The 17,887-nt window shown below is 60.6% G+C and carries 18 protein-coding genes and 1 riboswitch; of the genes, 10 read left to right on the forward strand and 8 right to left on the reverse strand.

Annotated elements, in window-relative coordinates:
* Positions 1-44: 44 nt before the first annotated feature.
* On the forward strand, positions 45-881 hold the full coding sequence (locus AC07NR_RS05470; protein WP_495077999.1) for an AraC family ligand binding domain-containing protein: 837 nt from the start codon (positions 45-47) through the stop codon (positions 879-881).
* Between the two features lie 51 nt (positions 882-932).
* Complete coding sequence (locus tag AC07NR_RS05475) at positions 933-1,529, forward strand: LysE family translocator (RefSeq protein WP_248741146.1); 597 nt, start codon at positions 933-935, stop codon at positions 1,527-1,529.
* A gap of 12 nt (positions 1,530-1,541) precedes the next feature.
* Here the strand turns inward: AC07NR_RS05475 and AC07NR_RS05480 are convergent, their stop codons facing one another.
* Entirely contained in the window at positions 1,542-2,897 is a 1,356-nt protein-coding gene (locus AC07NR_RS05480) for a PBS lyase (protein WP_495078000.1), read from the reverse strand.
* Positions 2,898-2,976: 79 nt separating this feature from the next.
* On the opposite strand from AC07NR_RS05480, the gene AC07NR_RS05485 reads away from it, so the two are divergent.
* The 3 genes from AC07NR_RS05485 to AC07NR_RS05495 all read left to right on the forward strand — a co-directional run bounded on the left by AC07NR_RS05485 (position 2,977) and on the right by AC07NR_RS05495 (position 4,410).
* Positions 2,977-3,333: a hypothetical protein gene (locus AC07NR_RS05485; RefSeq protein WP_495078001.1), complete on the forward strand. Its 357-nt coding sequence runs from the start codon at positions 2,977-2,979 to the stop codon at positions 3,331-3,333.
* Between the two features lie 164 nt (positions 3,334-3,497).
* Positions 3,498-4,193, forward strand: coding sequence for a tRNA (adenine(22)-N(1))-methyltransferase (locus AC07NR_RS05490; protein WP_495078002.1), 696 nt, complete (start codon positions 3,498-3,500; stop codon positions 4,191-4,193).
* A 52-nt stretch (positions 4,194-4,245) separates the two neighbouring features.
* Positions 4,246-4,410 (forward strand): DUF2986 domain-containing protein, encoded by a 165-nt coding sequence (locus tag AC07NR_RS05495; RefSeq protein ID WP_495078003.1) that lies wholly within the window; start codon positions 4,246-4,248, stop codon positions 4,408-4,410.
* Between the two features lie 86 nt (positions 4,411-4,496).
* On the opposite strand, the gene AC07NR_RS05500 is transcribed toward AC07NR_RS05495, so the two are convergent.
* From AC07NR_RS05500 to AC07NR_RS05515, 4 genes are all read right to left on the reverse strand, one after another.
* A complete protein-coding gene (locus AC07NR_RS05500) occupies positions 4,497-4,832 on the reverse strand; it encodes a DUF190 domain-containing protein (RefSeq protein WP_265814702.1) in 336 nt (111 codons plus the stop codon).
* A gap of 10 nt (positions 4,833-4,842) precedes the next feature.
* Complete coding sequence (crcB, locus tag AC07NR_RS05505) at positions 4,843-5,226, reverse strand: fluoride efflux transporter CrcB (RefSeq protein WP_423205571.1); 384 nt, start codon at positions 5,224-5,226, stop codon at positions 4,843-4,845.
* Between the two features lie 145 nt (positions 5,227-5,371).
* Positions 5,372-5,432: riboswitch (Fluoride riboswitch) on the reverse strand.
* 84 nt (positions 5,433-5,516) lie between these two features.
* The gene (locus AC07NR_RS05510; RefSeq protein ID WP_495078004.1) at positions 5,517-7,163 is read right to left on the reverse strand and encodes an alkaline phosphatase D family protein; all 1,647 of its coding nucleotides are present in this window, start codon (positions 7,161-7,163) and stop codon (positions 5,517-5,519) included.
* A 137-nt stretch (positions 7,164-7,300) separates the two neighbouring features.
* A complete protein-coding gene (locus tag AC07NR_RS05515) occupies positions 7,301-9,685 on the reverse strand; it encodes a DUF3772 domain-containing protein (RefSeq protein WP_495078005.1) in 2,385 nt (794 codons plus the stop codon).
* A 156-nt stretch (positions 9,686-9,841) separates the two neighbouring features.
* Here AC07NR_RS05515 and AC07NR_RS05520 point away from each other — a divergent pair, with 156 nt between their 5' ends.
* From AC07NR_RS05520 to AC07NR_RS05540, 5 genes are all read left to right on the forward strand, one after another.
* Positions 9,842-10,183, forward strand: coding sequence for a hypothetical protein (locus AC07NR_RS05520; protein ID WP_367253516.1), 342 nt, complete (start codon positions 9,842-9,844; stop codon positions 10,181-10,183).
* Between the two features lie 99 nt (positions 10,184-10,282).
* Positions 10,283-11,533 carry a TolC family protein gene (locus AC07NR_RS05525; RefSeq protein WP_495078006.1) on the forward strand — a complete coding sequence of 417 codons (1,251 nt, stop codon included), beginning with the start codon at positions 10,283-10,285 and terminating at the stop codon, positions 11,531-11,533.
* Positions 11,530-12,777 (forward strand): efflux RND transporter periplasmic adaptor subunit, encoded by a 1,248-nt coding sequence (locus tag AC07NR_RS05530; protein WP_495078007.1) that lies wholly within the window; start codon positions 11,530-11,532, stop codon positions 12,775-12,777. The genes AC07NR_RS05525 and AC07NR_RS05530 overlap by 4 nt, the downstream gene beginning before the upstream one ends.
* Complete coding sequence (locus tag AC07NR_RS05535) at positions 12,774-15,932, forward strand: efflux RND transporter permease subunit (RefSeq protein WP_495078008.1); 3,159 nt, start codon at positions 12,774-12,776, stop codon at positions 15,930-15,932. The genes AC07NR_RS05530 and AC07NR_RS05535 overlap by 4 nt, the downstream gene beginning before the upstream one ends.
* Positions 15,929-16,279, forward strand: a complete 351-nt coding sequence (locus tag AC07NR_RS05540; protein WP_495078009.1) for a copper-binding protein — start codon at positions 15,929-15,931, stop codon at positions 16,277-16,279. The genes AC07NR_RS05535 and AC07NR_RS05540 overlap by 4 nt, the downstream gene beginning before the upstream one ends.
* A 54-nt stretch (positions 16,280-16,333) precedes the next feature.
* Here the strand turns inward: AC07NR_RS05540 and arsH are convergent, their stop codons facing one another.
* From arsH to AC07NR_RS05555, 3 genes are read right to left on the reverse strand one after another with little or no spacing between them, the layout of a single operon-like run.
* Positions 16,334-17,023 carry an arsenical resistance protein ArsH gene (arsH, locus tag AC07NR_RS05545; protein ID WP_495078010.1) on the reverse strand — a complete coding sequence of 230 codons (690 nt, stop codon included), beginning with the start codon at positions 17,021-17,023 and terminating at the stop codon, positions 16,334-16,336.
* A gap of 11 nt (positions 17,024-17,034) precedes the next feature.
* Positions 17,035-17,505 (reverse strand): arsenate reductase ArsC, encoded by a 471-nt coding sequence (locus AC07NR_RS05550; protein ID WP_495078011.1) that lies wholly within the window; start codon positions 17,503-17,505, stop codon positions 17,035-17,037.
* A 9-nt stretch (positions 17,506-17,514) separates the two neighbouring features.
* Positions 17,515-17,862 carry a metalloregulator ArsR/SmtB family transcription factor gene (locus AC07NR_RS05555; protein WP_248739426.1) on the reverse strand — a complete coding sequence of 116 codons (348 nt, stop codon included), beginning with the start codon at positions 17,860-17,862 and terminating at the stop codon, positions 17,515-17,517.
* Between the last annotated feature and the right edge of the window lie 25 nt (positions 17,863-17,887).

Here is a 17,887-nt window from a genome sequence, read left to right on the forward strand (position 1 = left end):
GCGCGGTAAGTTAGGTATCGAACCCATTTCTCCGGAGCCTTTGCGTGGACAAACGCAACTGGATCGACCTGTCTCAGGATGCCGACACCGGCATCGAGTCGATCCGTGCCCATTTCCAGGGCCATGCCTACGATCCGCACTGGCATGACAGTTTTCTGGTGGGTGTCACCGAGCAAGGGGTTCAGCAGTTCGATTGCCGGCGGGTGCGGCACTTCAGCACTCCGGGCAAGATCTTCATGCTGGAGCCGGGGGAGATCCACGACGGGCATGCGCCCACCGAGGAAGGCTTTACCTATTCCATGCTCTATCTCGATCCGCATTGGCTGGAGCGCGAGTTGCTGGCGCTTTTCGAGCAGGCGCCGGACAACCGCCAGCTCGGATTCGCCGACACCCTGAGCCAGGACCCGCGACTGGCCACTTCCATCAATCAGGCCTTTCAGGCCCTGCATCACGGCGACTTGCGTATCGTCCGGCAGAGCGCGGTCGACCACTTGCTGGGTGCTTTGACGTCCCATCTCGACTGGCGCAAACGTCAGGCGTTCGATCCACGCTTGCCGCGCGTGGCGCAGGTCGCGCGGGACTACCTGCATGCCCATGCCTTCGAAGATATCGGGCTGGATGATCTGGCCCGGGCCTGCGGGGTTGACCGCTTTCGGCTGACCCGGGCCTTCAAGTCGGCCTTCGGGCTGGCGCCCCATGGCTACCTGATCCAGTTGCGGCTGGCCCGAGCCCGGCAGATGCTGGCGCGAGGCGAAACGCCCGTCGACGTCGCCAGTGCGCTGGGGTTTGCCGATCAAAGCCATCTCGGCCGCTGGTTTCGCCGCGCCTATCACCTGACGCCGGCGGACTATCGCAAGCGTTGCTCAAACCTTCCAGACTGAACGTCTCGCAACCGCGACCATGGACTCCTGTTCTGATCCGGAGTCCATCCCATGGAATCGTTGTTGCCCTTTCTGCTGTTTTCCTTCGTCGCCTCGATCACCCCAGGGCCGACCAATATTCTGGTGATGAGCCACAGTTCGCGGCGCGGGATGGTGGCCACGCTGCCGATCATCTTCGGTGCCTGTCTGTCGGCGGCGCTGGTGGTGCTGGTGGTCGGGCTCGGCGTGGGTGAAACGCTGCTGCGTTATCCCCGCGTGCAGCAGGCAATGGCCTGGGCCGGGGTGCTGTGGCTGAGCTGGCTGGCGTGGCAGATCTTCCGCAGTACGCCGCCGTCCCTTGACCCGGCAACGGCGGGTGAAGAAGGGGTCGGCGTTTATGGCGCCGCCGGCCTGCAACTGATCAATCCCAAGGTGTGGATGATGGCGGTGGCGGTGGTGAGCGTGTTTGGCGGAAATGGCGATGAACAGATGCGAATGCTGTTGCTGGCCTTTGTGTTTCTGCTGGTCTGCCTGCCGTGCATGACGGCGTGGGCGGTGCTGGGTGTGGGCAGTGCGCGGTTCTTTGGCTCGCCACGGGCATTCAGGCGCATGAATGCCGGGTTGGCGTTTTTGCTGTTGCTGTCGGCCTGGTTGACGGTGTTGGTCTAGGTTGTTCAGGCATCAGCCAGTAAAGACAGCAACCCTGGCACTTTGGATGAGGCCACTTGCGGCAAGCTCCCTGAGCTTTTGCACCAGCGCGCTACGCTCGGCTTTTGGGGTGACCGGGTCGATAAACTGATACTGATGCTCGCACCAGAACTCCACCTGACGAAGCCAGAATGTCTCGGCCACGGGCTCTGTATCCAAGCGTTTCAGCAGGTAGGCGATCTGTTGCCAACACGACATCAACTGCAGGACCGCCCGGCGGCGTTGCGCGGGGAGCTCATGCCAATCGTCATCCAGTTTGGTAGCGACGCCGGCGTTCAGTGCGGTCCAGGGCTGTTTGCTCAGTGACGCGTAGGCGGTAAGAAACACTTTTTCCGATGTATCACTCAATGCACCAAGCATTTGCGGCAGATGTTCATCGCCCAGCACGCGAACCGCCGCTTGCCGCACGGAGGGATAGCTGGAGCTCAGCGCCTCTGTGAGCCAACGCTTCTGGAGACCGGTTTCAAGCTCGGCAGCCAGCCCCAGTACGCCAAGCCAGTCGCGTTTTCGGGTGGGAAGGTCTTGACCGAGTCGCTGTTCCAGGACCTCCGGTGCATTGATCCCGTAACGCGATGCTGCCCAACGCGCCAGACTTCGAATCGACGGAGAGGCGTCGAGCAACGCCAACCGCAGCAGTGGGTGTGGATCTTCAGTCAAGGGAAGCAGTGCGCGCAGTATGCAGACACGTACTTTGGCCCCCGGTCGCGACAGAGCCTCCAGCAATAATGGCGCGGCCTGCACTGACGGCAGATCCTGACAGGCTGCAACGGCTGCCAGCCTTACGGTCAATTCACGGTGGGCGAGGGCGCTGCGCAAAAGCCTTTCCGGGCTGATATCGGTTTCCAGCAGCAACGAGAACAGATAACGCGCCGCTTTTCCTTGTCGTGTGAGAAAGTTCGCGTAGACCTCTTCGCGAACCTCCGATAACTGAAGAACAGTACGGGCTGCGGTGTACGTGGGAGCATGGTCGACTCGCTGTCGAGCCGCCAACGCCATGAGCGACTCCAGCGCAAACAGCAATGCGCAGGCCTGAGAAGGTTTCAGATAGTCGTTCAGGCCAGACAGTGCCAAATCGCGAATCTGTGGTACCCAATCGTTGAGCCGTTCTATCAGGGCCACAAGTGTCTGCGGCGAACATTCGCGACTGAGTTCTCTCACGGCAACTTCCCGGACGAAGCCGTTGTAGTGGGTGCTGAGATCTATCCATGTGCCGCTGCCGCTGGCAGTCGCGAGCAGTTCCAGCGCTTCGTCGCGCCGGTATTGCGCCCAGGTGGACTCGGGCACGGGTTGCTTCTTCAGCCGGTCCAGCCATTCCCTTGTAGATGTCACGCATAGATCCTTGTGTATTCTTGCAGGGCTGCCACTTTACTCATTTTCAAGGCTATGAGCGCGAGGCCGGTAATCTTGCATGAAACTGAATATTGATTTTCCTGAAAACATGATCACGGATGCGTTGCTCGAACATTCGCGAATTCCGTGTTTATGCAAGGTTTCGAGTGCATTCGAGATCTCATTTTCGGATACGGTTCCTGAATCATCAGGGGTTGTATCCGACTGGGATCGTAGCGAACTGGATCTGCGGGCCCCTGCCGGGGCGGGTGGGCAATACACGCACTACTCGAATGGATTGATCACGTTGGAGAAGGTTGCCAAGGGCACTTACAGGATCGTGGATCTTGAAATGTTTAATAGATGCGTTGGCTGGTGTGCTGTTTTAAAGGATGGAGAATATGCATCTCCCGGAAAGTTTTGGGATGAAGTATGAACCCGGGGGCGGTGGAAGCCGGTTATGCCCATAACGAGATGCAAGACAGCTTTCGCTCGCCGCGGCTTCAGGTCATGGAAATTTGAATTCCACGACGTTGCCCCTCAAAATCGCGCCCCGATCCGGCCACTGGTGCCGGACGCTCAATGTAAAAGGGGTTGCGGTTGAACGAACAGACATTGTCCATGCGCCTGGAGCGTGTCGCTGCGCACGTACCCGCCGGTGCGCGCCTGGCCGATATCGGCTCGGATCACGGCTACCTGCCGGTGGCGTTGATGCGTCGCGGCGCGATTACGGCGGCGGTGGCGGGGGAAATGGCGTTGACGCCGTTTCGTTCGGCCGAGCGCACTGTGCGTGAGAACGACCTGGGTGAGCAGATTACCGTGCGCCTTGCCAATGGCCTGATGGCCATCGAGCCAAAAGACGGGATGAATGCGATTACGATGTGTGGCATGGGCGGCGAGACCATTCGCGATATTCTCGAAGCCGGCAAGGCACGTTTGAGCGGCCGCGAACGCCTGATCCTGCAACCCAACGGCGGCGAGCAACCGCTGCGCCAATGGTTGATGGACAACGGCTACCGGATCCTCTGCGAAGAAGTCTTGCGGGAAAACCGCTTCGACTACGAAATCATCGTCGCCGAGCGTGGCGAGCCGGTGATTTACTCCGCCGAAGAACTGTACTTCGGTCCGCTGCAATTGCAGGCGCGCAGCCCGGCTTTCGTCAGCAAGTGGCGGCACCGGTTGCGGCACAAGCAGCAGACTCTGACGCACTTCGGTCGCGCGCGACATGCGGTGCCCGAAGAGAAGGTGCAGGACCTGACCCGGCAGGTGCGGTGGATCACCGAAGTGCTCGCTTGAACCCGACTCAGGGCTGATATCATTCAACAACTTTCAAGCAGGGCAAGACACCATGAACCGCCAAAAGAAACTGCAACAACTCTTCAAGGAAAAATCCAGAAAGGCCAACGCCAAACTGGCGCCGAAAAGCAACAAGCCCAAGTACATCAGCAAGGCTGACCGCTTGAAGATGGCAGCTGAAGCCAGCCAGGAGCCGAGCCTTTCCACTGAAGAGTGATGTGCTTTCTTTAAAGGGGACAGATTTATTTTCTGCTTTAAATAGAAAATAAATCTGTCCCCTTTAAAGCTGTCTGCAAGCCTTCACTATGGCGGAGGGCTGCCGGCCTTTTTACCGACAAAGCCCATTTCAATCGGCGTCTTTATGTAAAACACCGAGATGTCTTCCGCCTCAAGCCGTTTGAACAATCGCTCGGTCTCCTCCTCGGTAATCGCCATGCGAATCTCGGTCGGCTGATCCGCCAATTCGAAAAAATGCGACGAATGCAGCCGGCCGGTGTGGCCGAATCCCTCGATGCCGGTGGAAAGGGTCGCGCCGCGCAGGCCCAGTTCCTTTGCCAGATCGACAATCCAGTCACCGAGCATCTTTCCTTGATGGCGGCGGTTTTGTTGAGTGAAGAAAATCACCAGAAAACCTTTCATTTCGGTCTCCTTAACGCGTGCCAATCAATTGATAGGACAACAGCCCCGCCGCTGTCATTGCGAGCGAGCCGACGACGTGTACCGAAATCGAGCCGAGTGCCCAGAGCAACCTGCCTTCCTGAATCAGGGCAACGGTTTCGGCCGAGAATGTAGAAAAAGTCGTCAGGCCACCGCAGAAGCCGGTGATGACCAGCAGCCGCCACTCGGGGCTCAGCGAAGGGGAGGCGGCAAGGAATGCGATAGCCAGGCCGATGATGTAGCCACCGACCATGTTGGCGACCACGGTGCCCGGAGGAATCGCGGGGAACAGCGCGTTGAGTTTCATGCCCAGAAGCCAGCGCAACCAGGCGCCCAGTGAAGCACCTACGGCAATGACCAGCAGTGATTTCAGCATGTCGGGGCCACCTCTTCAGGCCATTGCGGCCAAACAGGGAGCAGAGAGGAAAAGCGAAAAACGGCGGGTTGGATAAGTCGAATCATGATCCTGTCCTGGAGTGGGAGGACAGGGGGAGCAGACACACCTACGCACCCTGTCCAGGGTTCACGTAGGCATCATCAGCACGAGGCGGTTTGAGGAGGAATGCCATCTCCTGGAAAAGATCCTATAGCCTCAGCACAAAAGGGGACAGATCTATTTTCAGAAAATAAATCTGTCCCCTTTTGTGGTCGTGTTTTGTGTGTGGTCTATTCCAACTCGAGGGTCTTGATGACGGCTTCGCCTTCGGTGCCGCCCGGCCAGCAGAGATCGACGGTGATCGAATCACTGTTTTTTACATGGAAAATGGCGAAGTTCTTGTCTTCCGAATGGCTGAACAGGTGCTCGAACTGGACATTGTCATTACCACTGAGCGTACCGGATTTGGCTATTCCGGCAGAGACAGCCTGCCCGGCGGGCATTCGCGAAATCGCACTTGAGGTGATCTGGTAAACGTTGGCCTGGCGATAGATTTTGTGTTGCAACCTGAAGGCGGCAGCACAATGAACATCGCCGCTCAAGAACACCAACGTTCGGCCTTCGGCATCGAAGGCGGCGAATATCTTTTCCAGCAGAAGGTTTCTTTCAACATGGTTGGAGGGATGATCCCATTCATCCATGAAGTCGTCCTTGAGGCTGTTAATCCAGGACCCCGCCGTCAATACGATAGATCGCCAGTGAACGACTGGAACGGAACTGACCACAAACACGATTTTTGATTTTTTGACGGGCGGCGTATCCAGCCACCCCAGAAAACGGTCAACCTGATCATCTCCCAGCAGCCTGTTCTGGGCTCTTTCAACGTCATGATGCCCGCGCAGGTCGAGTACATAGAATGGGGTTGTTCCCTTTGTGAAGTTGTAGTCCCAGATGCATTCTTCGGGCGTTTTCAATAACGACCTGACAATGTTGGTGGGAGGATTGTGACTGTGGCCATATTCAAAATAGGCTGTTCTTGCTGCATTCCACATCGAGTCTATAAGTTGCTGGTCAATGTCGGGGTCGTCTTTCTTGAAGTACCTTGAAAGAATTTCCAGACGCTCCTTGTTGGTCCGCGATCCCCAGCCATCCATGATTTCATGGTCATCCCAAATCATGTATTGAGGCGTTTTCGAAAAGATCTCCTGCATTTGAGGGAAATTCCAGTACACACGGTAATACCAGCGGTAGAGGCTCAGAAGGTAAGCATCAAGGCCCGCGGTGAGCAGTTTTCCGTCTTTTGTAAAAGCCGCGATCAGATCGTCCTTGTTGTTCTGCAGCCATTCCCAGATGTCCGGAAAGTATTTGTTTTCCTGGCAGTCCACATAGACCTGATCGCCACCGCCAATGACGAATCTGACTTTTGCGTTGTTGGCTCTGCTGAGAAACAAGGGCCACGCACCATTGCTGTTATTGGCGTTGAATGGATCATGGCAGCTATAGAATCCGAAGCTGAAATCAGGCATGGATTGCGCCATGGTGGTAAAGGAGTAGACCTTTTGATAGCCGATCTCTGTTCTGCGCCACATACTCTTGGACGCTGGCTTCTGACTCATCAGGTAATAGTAGTAGGTGGTGTTCGGCTTTAGATTGGCTATGTCGAAGGTGTTGGTCAGGTCTGAGTCTTCACTGAACTTGTACGACAGTATGTTTTTCGGGTCGCATCCCTGACCTTTTAGAAACAGCTCAATGGTTTTGCCATCAAGCGTGAACAGGTCCCCGACCAACGCCTTTTCGGACCAGACCAGCGTCCATTCTCCCGCCATATAGACGCGAATCCAGATTCGGGCACTGTCAGTGCTCACATGACCGACGATGCTGGCAGTGCCAAGTTTGTTCACGTCGTATTCGTTGTTCCGCGGATCGACCAAGGCCATGACTTTCTCCATTTTCACTTGGGTTGTCAGGGGAATTGGAGTTCTGATCGAACACGGCCAACAGCAAACTTCTGACGAATCCCCATGAGGTGAACGATGTGACTATAGATGGTATCGGGCCATTGGGCTGACGGGCCTCAACTACCCGGCTGCGGCGGCTTCGCCAACTCAATCCCCGCCGCCGACAGCCGCTTGAGTATCTCGAACAACAGATCACTCTTGGTCTTGCCGACAATCCTCGGGCTGTCGACGTAACCCGTCACGGTCAACGTGATGCCATCGGGTGAAAGTTTGCTGAAACGCACGAACGGCGCCGGTTTGCCGAGGATGGTTTCGTGCTCTTTGTAGGTGTCGAGCAGCAGGTTTTTGACCTGTTCGGGATCGATGTCCAGCGGGAACATCAGCTCCAGCGTCGCCACGCCCTGGGCGCTGCCGCCGAGGGTGACGTTGCGCAGGTTCTGCGAGATCAGTTGCGAGTTGGGCACGATCACGATGGAGCGATCGCTGAGCTGGATCTCGGTGGCACGCACGTTGATCCGGCGGATGTCGCCCTCGACGCCGCTGATGCTGATCAGGTCGCCGACCTTGACCGGGCGTTCGGTGAGCAGGATCAGCCCGGAGACGAAGTTCTTCACGATCTCCTGCAGACCGAAACCGATCCCCACCGACAGGGCGCTGACGATCCACGCCAGGTTGGTCCATTTCACGCCCAGCGAAGACAGCGTCAGCAACACCACCAGCGCATAGCCGATATTGGAAAACAGCGTGCTGAGCGAGGCGCACATGCCCGGGTCCATGTCGGTCTTGGGCAGGAATTCGTTGTCCAGCCAGCGGCGCAGGGCGCGGATCAGGTAGATACCGATCAAAAGCGCAAGCACCGCGTTGAGCAAATGACCAGGGACAATGTTCAGCTTGCGCAGGCCGGCGCCGCCGAGAATGGTGCCGATGTTGTTGGCCAATTGACCCAGCGTGGTGCCGATGCCGCCCACAAACAGCGTGATCACTGCCAGCAACAGCAACGCCGCCCGGCCCACGCCGGCCAGCAGGGTCGAGGCCTGTTCGAGGCGCCGGTCGCCGACGCCCAGCAGTTGTTTCAAGGCCTTGCCGCTGGAATGGCGGGGCGAGAAGACGTATTCGCAACTGTCCTTTAGTAACTGCATCAGCAGGTAGAAACCGGACAGCACGATAAACGCCCACACCAGTTCATAGGTGATGAACCGCGCCAGCGATACGTAGCCTGTCAGCAACGCGCCGAGGGAAATGACCATCGCCAGCGTGGTCACGGTGTAAATCACCCCGGCCAGGGTGTTGCCCGTCACCTGCGCATCCCCGGCGGCCGCCAGCGCCTTGCGCACCTTGCCGACGCGCATCAGCAGCACGGTGACGATGGCCAATACCACCAGCGCGATCACGCCACGGCCGGTGATCACGATCTGGCTGCTCATGCCGGACGAATTACCGACCTGCACCGCCGTTACCAGTACCAGCAGCGTCGCAGCGAGGACCCTGGCGAAAGGCTTGAGCGTCAAGGCCACCGGTTCGGCAATCGCCGGCAGCCGCCACGATGGGTGCTCGGTGGACAGCAACGCGCGGCTCAGGCTGGTGATCATCACGCAGGCGTACACGACTTTCTGGAATTCGTCGGAGAACGTCGCCAGCATCGGCGGCAGCGGTACATGCCGGGTGCAGGCGTAATACAGCAGCTCCAGGGCAATCGCGGTGGTCGCCAGTGTCGCCAGCGCCGAGGCGAAAGCCAGCGAACTGCGGCGCAAACGGCCTTCGGGCATGCGATGGATGCACACCCACGCCAGCCAGCGGTCGGCGAGCCTTCGGCCGAGGGTCCAGACCATGAACGACAACACTACCAGCACGGCGGTGTAGAACCGCTGCCCCGGCTGCCAGGCCTCGGTGCCGGTTTCCTTGATCTGGTCGACGAACATCTGCAGGCGTTGGCGATCGGCAGGATCGGGATCGACTATCGGCGACCAGAAATCAGGGCTGAGCACGCTGTCGGTGCGCAGGGTGAGTTCGCTTTCCAGCAACGTGCGGCGAATGCCGGCGATCTGGGTGATCAGGTCGGTGGCGTTCTGCTTGAGCGTGGCCAGATTCTTCAGCGCGGTATCGACCTTGTTCTTCTGCTCGATCAACGCCGCTCGTTGTGCGGCGATATCGGCCTGTTCGGCGGCCACCGTTTCCGTCGGTGCCGCCCCCAGCACGCCCAGTTGTACGGTCAGTTGTGCCTGTTGTGGCAGCAGCGAAGCCGACAGTCGATCAATGTCGAGAATGAACGCCTGCACCCGATCCTGCGGGCCTTCGAGCTGGTTGTAATTGTTGGCGGACGAGATCTGCTGCTTCAGGCCATCGAGGCGTTGCTGCAGGGCTTGCAGATCATTCTGGGTAACACCGGGGAGCGGGGCACCGCTGTCGGGCGAGGGCGACAAATCTGCGGCCGACACCACGGCCAGCCCCGGACCGAGCAGGATCAGGGCGACGAACATCAATGACTTCAATGCGTTGCGCATGGGACTGGCGATTCCGGTTGAACACACAATCAATGAGGTTAGGTGATCGTTCGAGCGCTGCATGATTTTCCGCTGCTAATCCTGGCTTAATGCTCATCCGCTGATATCGCCGCCATCCGATTGTGAATCCCGTTTCTCGCAACTAGACTTCCGGCCATGAAACGCTACCTGCGGTTTTGTCTCGTCTTCCTGATCAGCCTGGCGCTTCCCCTCAGCGGGATGGCGGGCGTGCAGGCGCCGACAGAACCCTGCCCGATGCAAGCCATGGGCATGGCGATGATGGATGGCATGGGCATGGATTGCTGCAAGGACATGAAAAGTCCTGCCGACCACGGCACACCCTGCAAGCCAGGCCAGGAGTGCAAGACCGGCGGTGTGCTGCAAGTCGCGATCCTCAAGCCGCCCGTCACCGTGTTCAGCCCCGTGACGCATTCTTTCTTCAGTGATTCCCTGCCCGTAGCGACCCCGTCCGGGGTCTGGCGACCGCCCCGCGTCTGATTCCTGTCTCCCCTAAAAGCTCATTCCGCCCCGGCGGAGTGGATTGGCTGTGTGCGTGTTTTACGCCGCGCACAGCGGACGATCACAGGAATCGTAAACATGAAATTCAAGTGCACAGGTTGGCCCTTCGCGGCCGGCCTTGCGGCAAGCGTGCTTGCGTGGCCGGGTTTCGCCGCCGCGCTGACACTCGATGAAGCGCTGCGGCTGGCGGAAACCAATGCGCCGTCGCTGAACGCTCAAGATGCAAAAATCCAGGCTGCCAGCAGCGCCGCCATCCCGGCGGGGGAGTTGCCCGATCCGAAACTGGTGCTGGGCGTGCAGAACTATCCCGTGGGCGGCCCGGACCGCTACAGCCTCGACAAAGACTTCATGACCATGCAAATGGTCGGCTGGCGCCAGGACATGCCCAACGGCGACAAGCGCAAGGCGCGTATCGAAGTCGCCGAGGCGGGCGTCGAGCGCGCGGCGGCGGAACGTCGCGTCGAACGCCTGAAAGTCCGTCAGGCCACCGCGCTGGCGTGGATCGGCAGCTATTCGGTGGAGCGCAAACAGGCGCTGCTTCAAGACTTCTACAAGGAAAACCGCCTGCTGAGCGATACCGTGCGGGCGCAGATTGCCGGTGGCCGGGCGCAACCTGCGGACGCGGTGACGCCGAAGCAGGAAGCCGCCCGACTGGCGGAGCAAGAAGACAACCTGACGCTGGAACGCACCCAGGCCCGGGCGGCGCTCAAGCGCTGGATCGGCACCGCCGCCAACGACAAGCCCGAAGGCAGTCTGCCGCAATGGTCGGTCGAGCCCGCCACCTTCAACCATCAACTGCAACACCATCCCGAATTGGCCGCGTTTGCGCCCATGGCCCGCGAAGCGCAGGCGAAGGTGCAGGAAGCGGTGTCCGAGAAAAAGTCCGACTGGAGCTGGGAAGTGGATTACCAGCACCGTGGCCGCGAATTCGGCGACATGGTCAGCGTGCAGTTTTCCTGGGATCTGCCGCTGTTTCCCGAATCGCGACAGAACCCGAAGATCGCTGCCCGCCAGGCTGAACTCAGCCAGATCGAGGCTCAGCGCGAAGCCCTGTCCCGGGAGCACACCGAACAACTGGAAAACGAGCTGGCCGACTATGCGCGCCTCGACCGGGCTGTGCTGCGCAACCAGCAAAGCCTGGTGCCGCTGGCCAAAGAGAAGGTCGAGCTGAGCCTTGCCAGCTACCGCGCCGGCAAGGGCGATCTGAACGCCGTGGTCAGCGCCCGCCGTGAACTCATCGAGGCGCGCCTCAAACAGATCGACGTGGAAGAACAGCGCGCACTGACCGCTGCGCGTCTGCATTTCGCTTATGGGGAGACAGGCTTGTGAACCTACCAAAACGCAACAGTTTCTGGCTGGCCGGCCTCGCCCTTGCGGTGGGTGTCGCTGCGGGTTACGGCGTGGCTTATCAGCGCATGCCTGGCGCAACCGGTGCAGCAGCGGAGCAGGGTGCCGAACCCAAGGCCCTGTACTGGTACGACCCGATGTACCCGCAACAGAAATTCGACAAGCCGGGCAAGTCGCCCTTCATGGACATGCAACTGGTGCCGCGATACGCCAGCGAAGGCGCAGGCAATGCGACGGTCAGCATCGATCCGGGCCTGACCCAGAATCTGGGGCTGCGCACGGCAACGGTTGTGCGCGGGCGCTTTTCCTCCAGCCTCGACGTGACCGGTGTGCTGGCCTTCAACGAACGCGATGTGGCGGTGATCCAGACCCGCACCAGCGGTTTTGTCGAACGGGTCTACGCCCGGGCAACGGGGGATGTGCTGGCGGCGGGGGCGCCATTGGCGGACATTCTCGTACCGGACTGGGCGGCAGCGCAGACCGAGTTTCTGGCCCTCAAGCGCAGCGGCGACCGGGAGCTGATTTCGGCGGCGCGCCAGCGCTTGCAGCTGACCGGTATGCCGTCGAGCCTGATTGCCCAGGTGGAACGCAGCGGCAAGGTTCAGCCGAACCTCACCGTTACCAGCCCGGTGGGCGGCGTGATACAGGAGCTCAACGTGCGCACCGGCATGACCGTGGCGAGCGGCGAGACGCTGGCGCGGATCAACGGGCTTAGCAGTGTCTGGCTGGCTGTTGCGGTGCCGGAAGCACAGGCCGGTTCCATCAGCGAAGGGCAAGCCATCGAAGCAAGATTGCCGGCGTTTCCCGGCACCGTGTTCAACGGCAAGGTCAGCGCGATTCTGCCGGACACCAACACGGACAGCCGCACCCTGCGCGTGCGGGTCGAACTGGCCAACGCCGAGGGTCGCTTGCGTCCGGGGATGACCGCTCAAGTACGGCTGAACCGCTCGACCGGGCAGGACAGCCTGTGGGTGCCGAGCGAAGCGGTGATCCGCACCGGCAAGCGTGCCTTGGTCATGCTGGCCGAGGACGCGGGTCACTATCGCCCGGTGGAGGTGCGGCCCGGCGACGAGAGCGACGGCAAAACGGTGATCCTCAAAGGCCTGGAAGAAGGGCAAAGGGTCGTGACCTCCGGCCAGTTCCTGCTCGACTCCGAAGCCAGCCTGAAGGGCATCGCCGCCGCGCCGCTTGAGACCGACGGCCAAGCATCGGGGAGCCAACCATGATCGCCGCGCTGATTCGCTGGTCCGTGGCCAACCGCTTTCTGGTGCTGCTGGCGACGCTGTTCATCACGGGATGGGGTGTGTGGTCGGTGCAAAGCACGCCGATCGATGCATTGCCGGATTTGTCCGATGTGCAGGTGATCATCCGCACGCCGTACCCCGGACAGGCGCCGCAGATTGTCGAGAACCAGGTGACCTACCCGCTGACCACTACCATGCTCTCGGTGCCGGGTGCGAAAACCGTGCGCGGCTATTCGTTCTTCGGTGACAGCTTCGTGTACGTGTTGTTCGAGGACGGCACTGATCAGTACTGGGCGCGCTCGCGGGTGCTGGAATACCTGAGCCAGATCCAGAGCCGTCTGCCGGCCAGTGCCAAACCGGCGTTGGGGCCGGATGCCACCGGGGTCGGCTGGATCTATCAGTACGCGCTGGTGGATCGCAGCGGCCAGCACGATCTGGCGCAGTTGCGCGCGTTGCAGGACTGGTTTCTCAAATTCGAGCTCAAGACCCTGCCGAATGTCGCCGAGGTCGCCACCCTCGGCGGCATGGTCAAGCAGTATCAGGTGCAGCCCGATCCGGTAAAACTGGCCAGCCTCGGCATCACCCTGGCGCAGGTGCGCGAAGCCATCGGCAAGGCCAATCAGGAAACCGGCGGTGCGGTGCTGGAAATGGCCGAAACCGAGTTCATCGTGCGCGCGTCGGGCTACCTGAAAACCCTCGATGATTTCCGTGCGATCCCGCTCAAACTTGGCACCGGCGGGGTGCCGGTGACCCTGGGCGATGTCGCGACGATCCAGACCGGACCGGACATGCGCCGGGGCATCACCGAACTGGACGGACAGGGCGAGACCGTCGGTGGCGTGGTGGTCCTGCGTAGCGGCAAGAACGCCCGGGAGACCATCGCGGCGGTCAAGGCCAAACTCGAGGACATGAAAAGCAGCCTGCCGCCCGGCGTGGAGATCGTCACCACCTACGATCGCAGCAAGCTGATCGATCGCGCCGTGGACAACCTCAGCCACAAATTGCTCGAGGAGTTCATCGTTGTGGCACTGGTCTGCGGGATCTTCCTCTGGCATCTGCGCTCGTCGCTGGTGGCGATCATCTCGTTGCCGGTGGGTGTGCTGATTGCGTTCATCGTCATGCGTCATCAGGGGCTGAACGCCAACATCATGTCGCTGGGCGGGATTGCCATCGCCATCGGCGCGATGGTCGATGCCGCCGTGGTGATGATCGAAAACGCACACAAAAAAATCGAGGCGTGGCACGCCGCCAATCCGGGGCAGGAGCTCAAGGGCGAGCGTCACTGGCAGGTGATGACCGACGCGGCGGCGGAGGTCGGGCCGGCGCTGTTCTTCTGCCTGTTGATCATCACGCTTTCGTTCATCCCGGTGTTTACCTTGCAGGCTCAGGAAGGGCGGTTGTTCGGCCCGCTGGCGTTCACCAAGACCTACGCCATGGCGGCGGCAGCGGGGTTGTCGGTGACATTGGTGCCGGTGCTGATGGGCTACTGGATTCGCGGGCGGATTCCGGATGAACGCCACAACCCGCTCAACCGTTGGCTGATCCGGATCTACCAGCCAGCCTTGGATGTGGTGTTGCGCCGACCGAAGTTCACCCTGTTGGTGGCGCTGCTGGTGTTCATCAGTGCGGCGTGGCCGGTGTCGCGCCTGGGCGGCGAATTTCTCCCGCCGCTGGATGAGGGCGATCTGCTGTACATGCCGTCGGCCTTGCCGGGTTTGTCAGCGCAAAAAGCCGCGCAATTGCTGCAACAAACGGATCGCTTGATCAAGACCGTGCCCGAGGTCGAGCATGTGTTCGGCAAGGCCGGGCGCGCCGAAACGGCTACCGATCCGGCACCGCTGGAGATGTTCGAAACCACGATCCAGTTCAAGCCCCACGAGCAATGGCGCCCGGGCATGACCCCGGAAAAACTCGTGGAAGAACTGGACCGTGTGGTGAAAGTGCCGGGCCTGACCAACATCTGGATTCCGCCGATCCGCAACCGCATCGATATGCTCGCCACAGGGATCAAAAGTCCCATCGGCGTGAAGGTCGCCGGCAACGATCTGGCCCAGATCGATGCGGTGACCCAGACCGTCGAGCGTGTGGCCAAAGACGTGCCCGGCGTCAGTTCGGCGCTGGCCGAGCGACTTACCGGTGGTCGCTACATTGACGTCGATATCGACCGCAACGCCGCCGGTCGCTACGGGCTGAACATCAGTGATGTGCAGTCCATCGTCGCGGGGGCCATCGGCGGCGAAACCGTCGGGGAAACCATCGAGGGACTGGCACGGTTCCCGATCAACATCCGTTACCCGCGAGAGTGGCGCGATTCACCTGGCGCCCTGGAGCAACTGCCGATCTACACGCCTTCGGGCAGTCAGGTCACCCTCGGCATGCTGGCGAAAATCCGGGTCACGGACGGCCCGCCGATGCTCAAGAGTGAAAACGCCCGACCGTCCGGCTGGGTGTACATCGACGTGCGCGGTCGCGACATCGCTTCGGTGGTGGGTGACTTGCGTCGAGCGGTCAGCGAGCAGGTGAAACTGCAGCCAGGCATGAGCCTGAGTTACTCGGGGCAATTCGAGTTTCTCGAACGGGCCAACGCTCGCCTGAAACTCGTGGTTCCGGCCACGCTGTTGATCATCTTTGTGCTGCTCTACCTGACCTTCGCCCGCTTCGATGAAGCGCTGCTGATCATGGCCACGTTGCCGTTCGCCCTGAGTGGCGGTGCGTGGTTTCTCTACCTGCTGGGCTACAACCTGTCGGTGGCCACCGGCGTCGGGTTCATTGCACTGGCCGGGGTTTCCGCCGAGTTCGGCGTGATCATGCTGCTCTACCTGAAAAACGCCTGGGCCGAGCGCGAAGACGGCGGCGACCGCACCGAGCGCGGATTGGTCGCGGCGATTCGCGAAGGCGCCGTGCAGCGCGTGCGCCCCAAAGCCATGACCGTGGCCGTGATCATCGCCGGCCTGCTGCCGATTCTGCTCGGCAGCGGCACCGGCAGCGAAGTCATGAGCCGTATCGCCGCGCCCATGGTCGGCGGCATGGTCACGGCGCCCTTGTTATCCCTGTTCGTCATCCCGGCGGCGTATCGACTGATGCGCCGTCGTCACTTGTCCGTTCAAACCCTCCCACCTGAAGGAAAAACCTCATGAAACTGATCCCGATCACCTTTGCCGGCACGCTGGTTGCGTTCGCTTTTTCTGTGCAGGCAGGAGACATGCCCGGCATGAAGATGGACGACATGCAGGGCATGCAGATGCAGTCCGCCACGCAACAGGCACCGGCCGCGAAAGCCGAAGGTACGATCAAGGCCATTGATGCCACGAAGCACACTGTGACCATTGCACATGGCGCCGTAGCGTCAATGCAGTGGCCTCCGATGACCATGGGCTTTGCCGCGACTGAGGAACAACTGGCCGGGTTGGCGGTGGGCGACCGGGTGAAGTTTTCGTTCCGGATGGAGGGTAGCAAGGCGACGCTGGTTTCGATCAGCAAGTAAGGTCGAGATATAAAAAAACGGCGCGAATCATCGCGCCGTTTTTTATTCAGGGCTTCAGATCGAGCGCTGATTGACTCGCCGCATCAACTCTTCCGCCGATTCCTTGCGCTCCGAGTAACGATCCACCAGATCCGGGCGATCACGCAGCAACAGCGTGAACTTCACCAACTCCTCCATTACATCCACTACGCGGTCGTAAAGCGCCGACGGTTTCATGCGGTTGTCTTCATCGAATTCGAGATAGGCCTTGGGCACCGACGATTGATTGGGGATGGTGAACATGCGCATCCAGCGTCCCAGAACGCGTAGTTGATTGACCACGTTGAACGATTGCGAACCGCCGCAGACCTGCATCACCGCCAGAGTCTTGCCCTGGGTCGGGCGCACGGCGCCGAGCGCCAGCGGCACCCAGTCGATCTGCGCCTTGAACACCGCCGACATCGCGCCGTGACGTTCGGGCGAGCACCAGACCTGGCCTTCGGACCATTGCATCAGCGCAAGCAGCTCCTGGACTTTCGGGTGATCGCCGGGCGCGTCGTCCGGCAGCGGCAGGCCCGACGGATTGAAGATCCGTGTCTCGGCACCGAAGTGCTCCAGCAGCCGGGCGGCTTCTTCCACCAGCAAACGGCTGAAGGAGCGTGGGCGGGTCGAGCCGTAGAGCAGCAGGATACGTGGTTTGTGGAGGCCGTCGTCGCGGGCGGTTTTCTGAATCAGTGATGGGTCGAGATTGGGCAGGTCGGTCATGACGGCTCCGGTCAAAGCAGGCTGATGCGGTCGAGTTCGCGCTTGAGGGCGGCGCGGTCGAGTTCGGCGAAGGGCAGAGCGAGGAAGGCGCGGCAGCGGGTTTCGATTCGGGTGAGGGTGGCGTGGAAGGCTGCGTTGATAGCGGTCTCATCGCCATGCACTTCCGACGGATCCTCCAGTCCCCAATGGGCTTTCAGGGCCGGGCCGAAGTAGGCAGGGCAGGCTTCGCCGGCGGCCTTGTCGCACACGGTGATGACAATGTCCGGCGGATTGTCTTCGAAGGCGTCGTTGCCCTTGCTGCTCAACCCGGCGATGGAAATGCCGGCCTCCTGTAACGTGGACAGGCTGCGCGGCAGCACCTGGCCTTTGGGGAAACTGCCGGCGCTGACTGCCTCGAAACCTTGCGGTGCCAGGTGATTGAACATCGCTTCGGACAGGATGCTGCGGCAGCTGTTGGCGGTGCACATGAATAGAACGCGCATGATCGGTCCTCAGCAACAGGCGGATGAATTGAGCGGGCGGTCACCCATGGCGGCGAGTCGCGCGCTGTTTTCCTCCAGCCACGCGGTGTTGGCGGCGAGGGTGGTCTGTAGCATCTCGCGAACCCATTCCGGTAACTGCGGATTGAGCCGGTAATACACCCACTGGCCCTGACGGCGATCCAGCAGCAGGCCGCAGGTGCGCAATTGCGCCAGATGACGGGAGATCTTTGGCTGGCTGTCGTCGAGTGCGCAGACCAGCTCGCAGACGCACAACTCGCCTTCACGGGTGATCAGCAGCGTGGCCCGGGCGCGGGTTTCGTCGGCGAGGCATTTGAAAACGGTGGCGGGGGTGAGCATGAACGTGCCCTTGATACATATGGGG

It is taken from the genome of Pseudomonas sp. GW821-FHT09C09 (assembly GCF_059418105.1).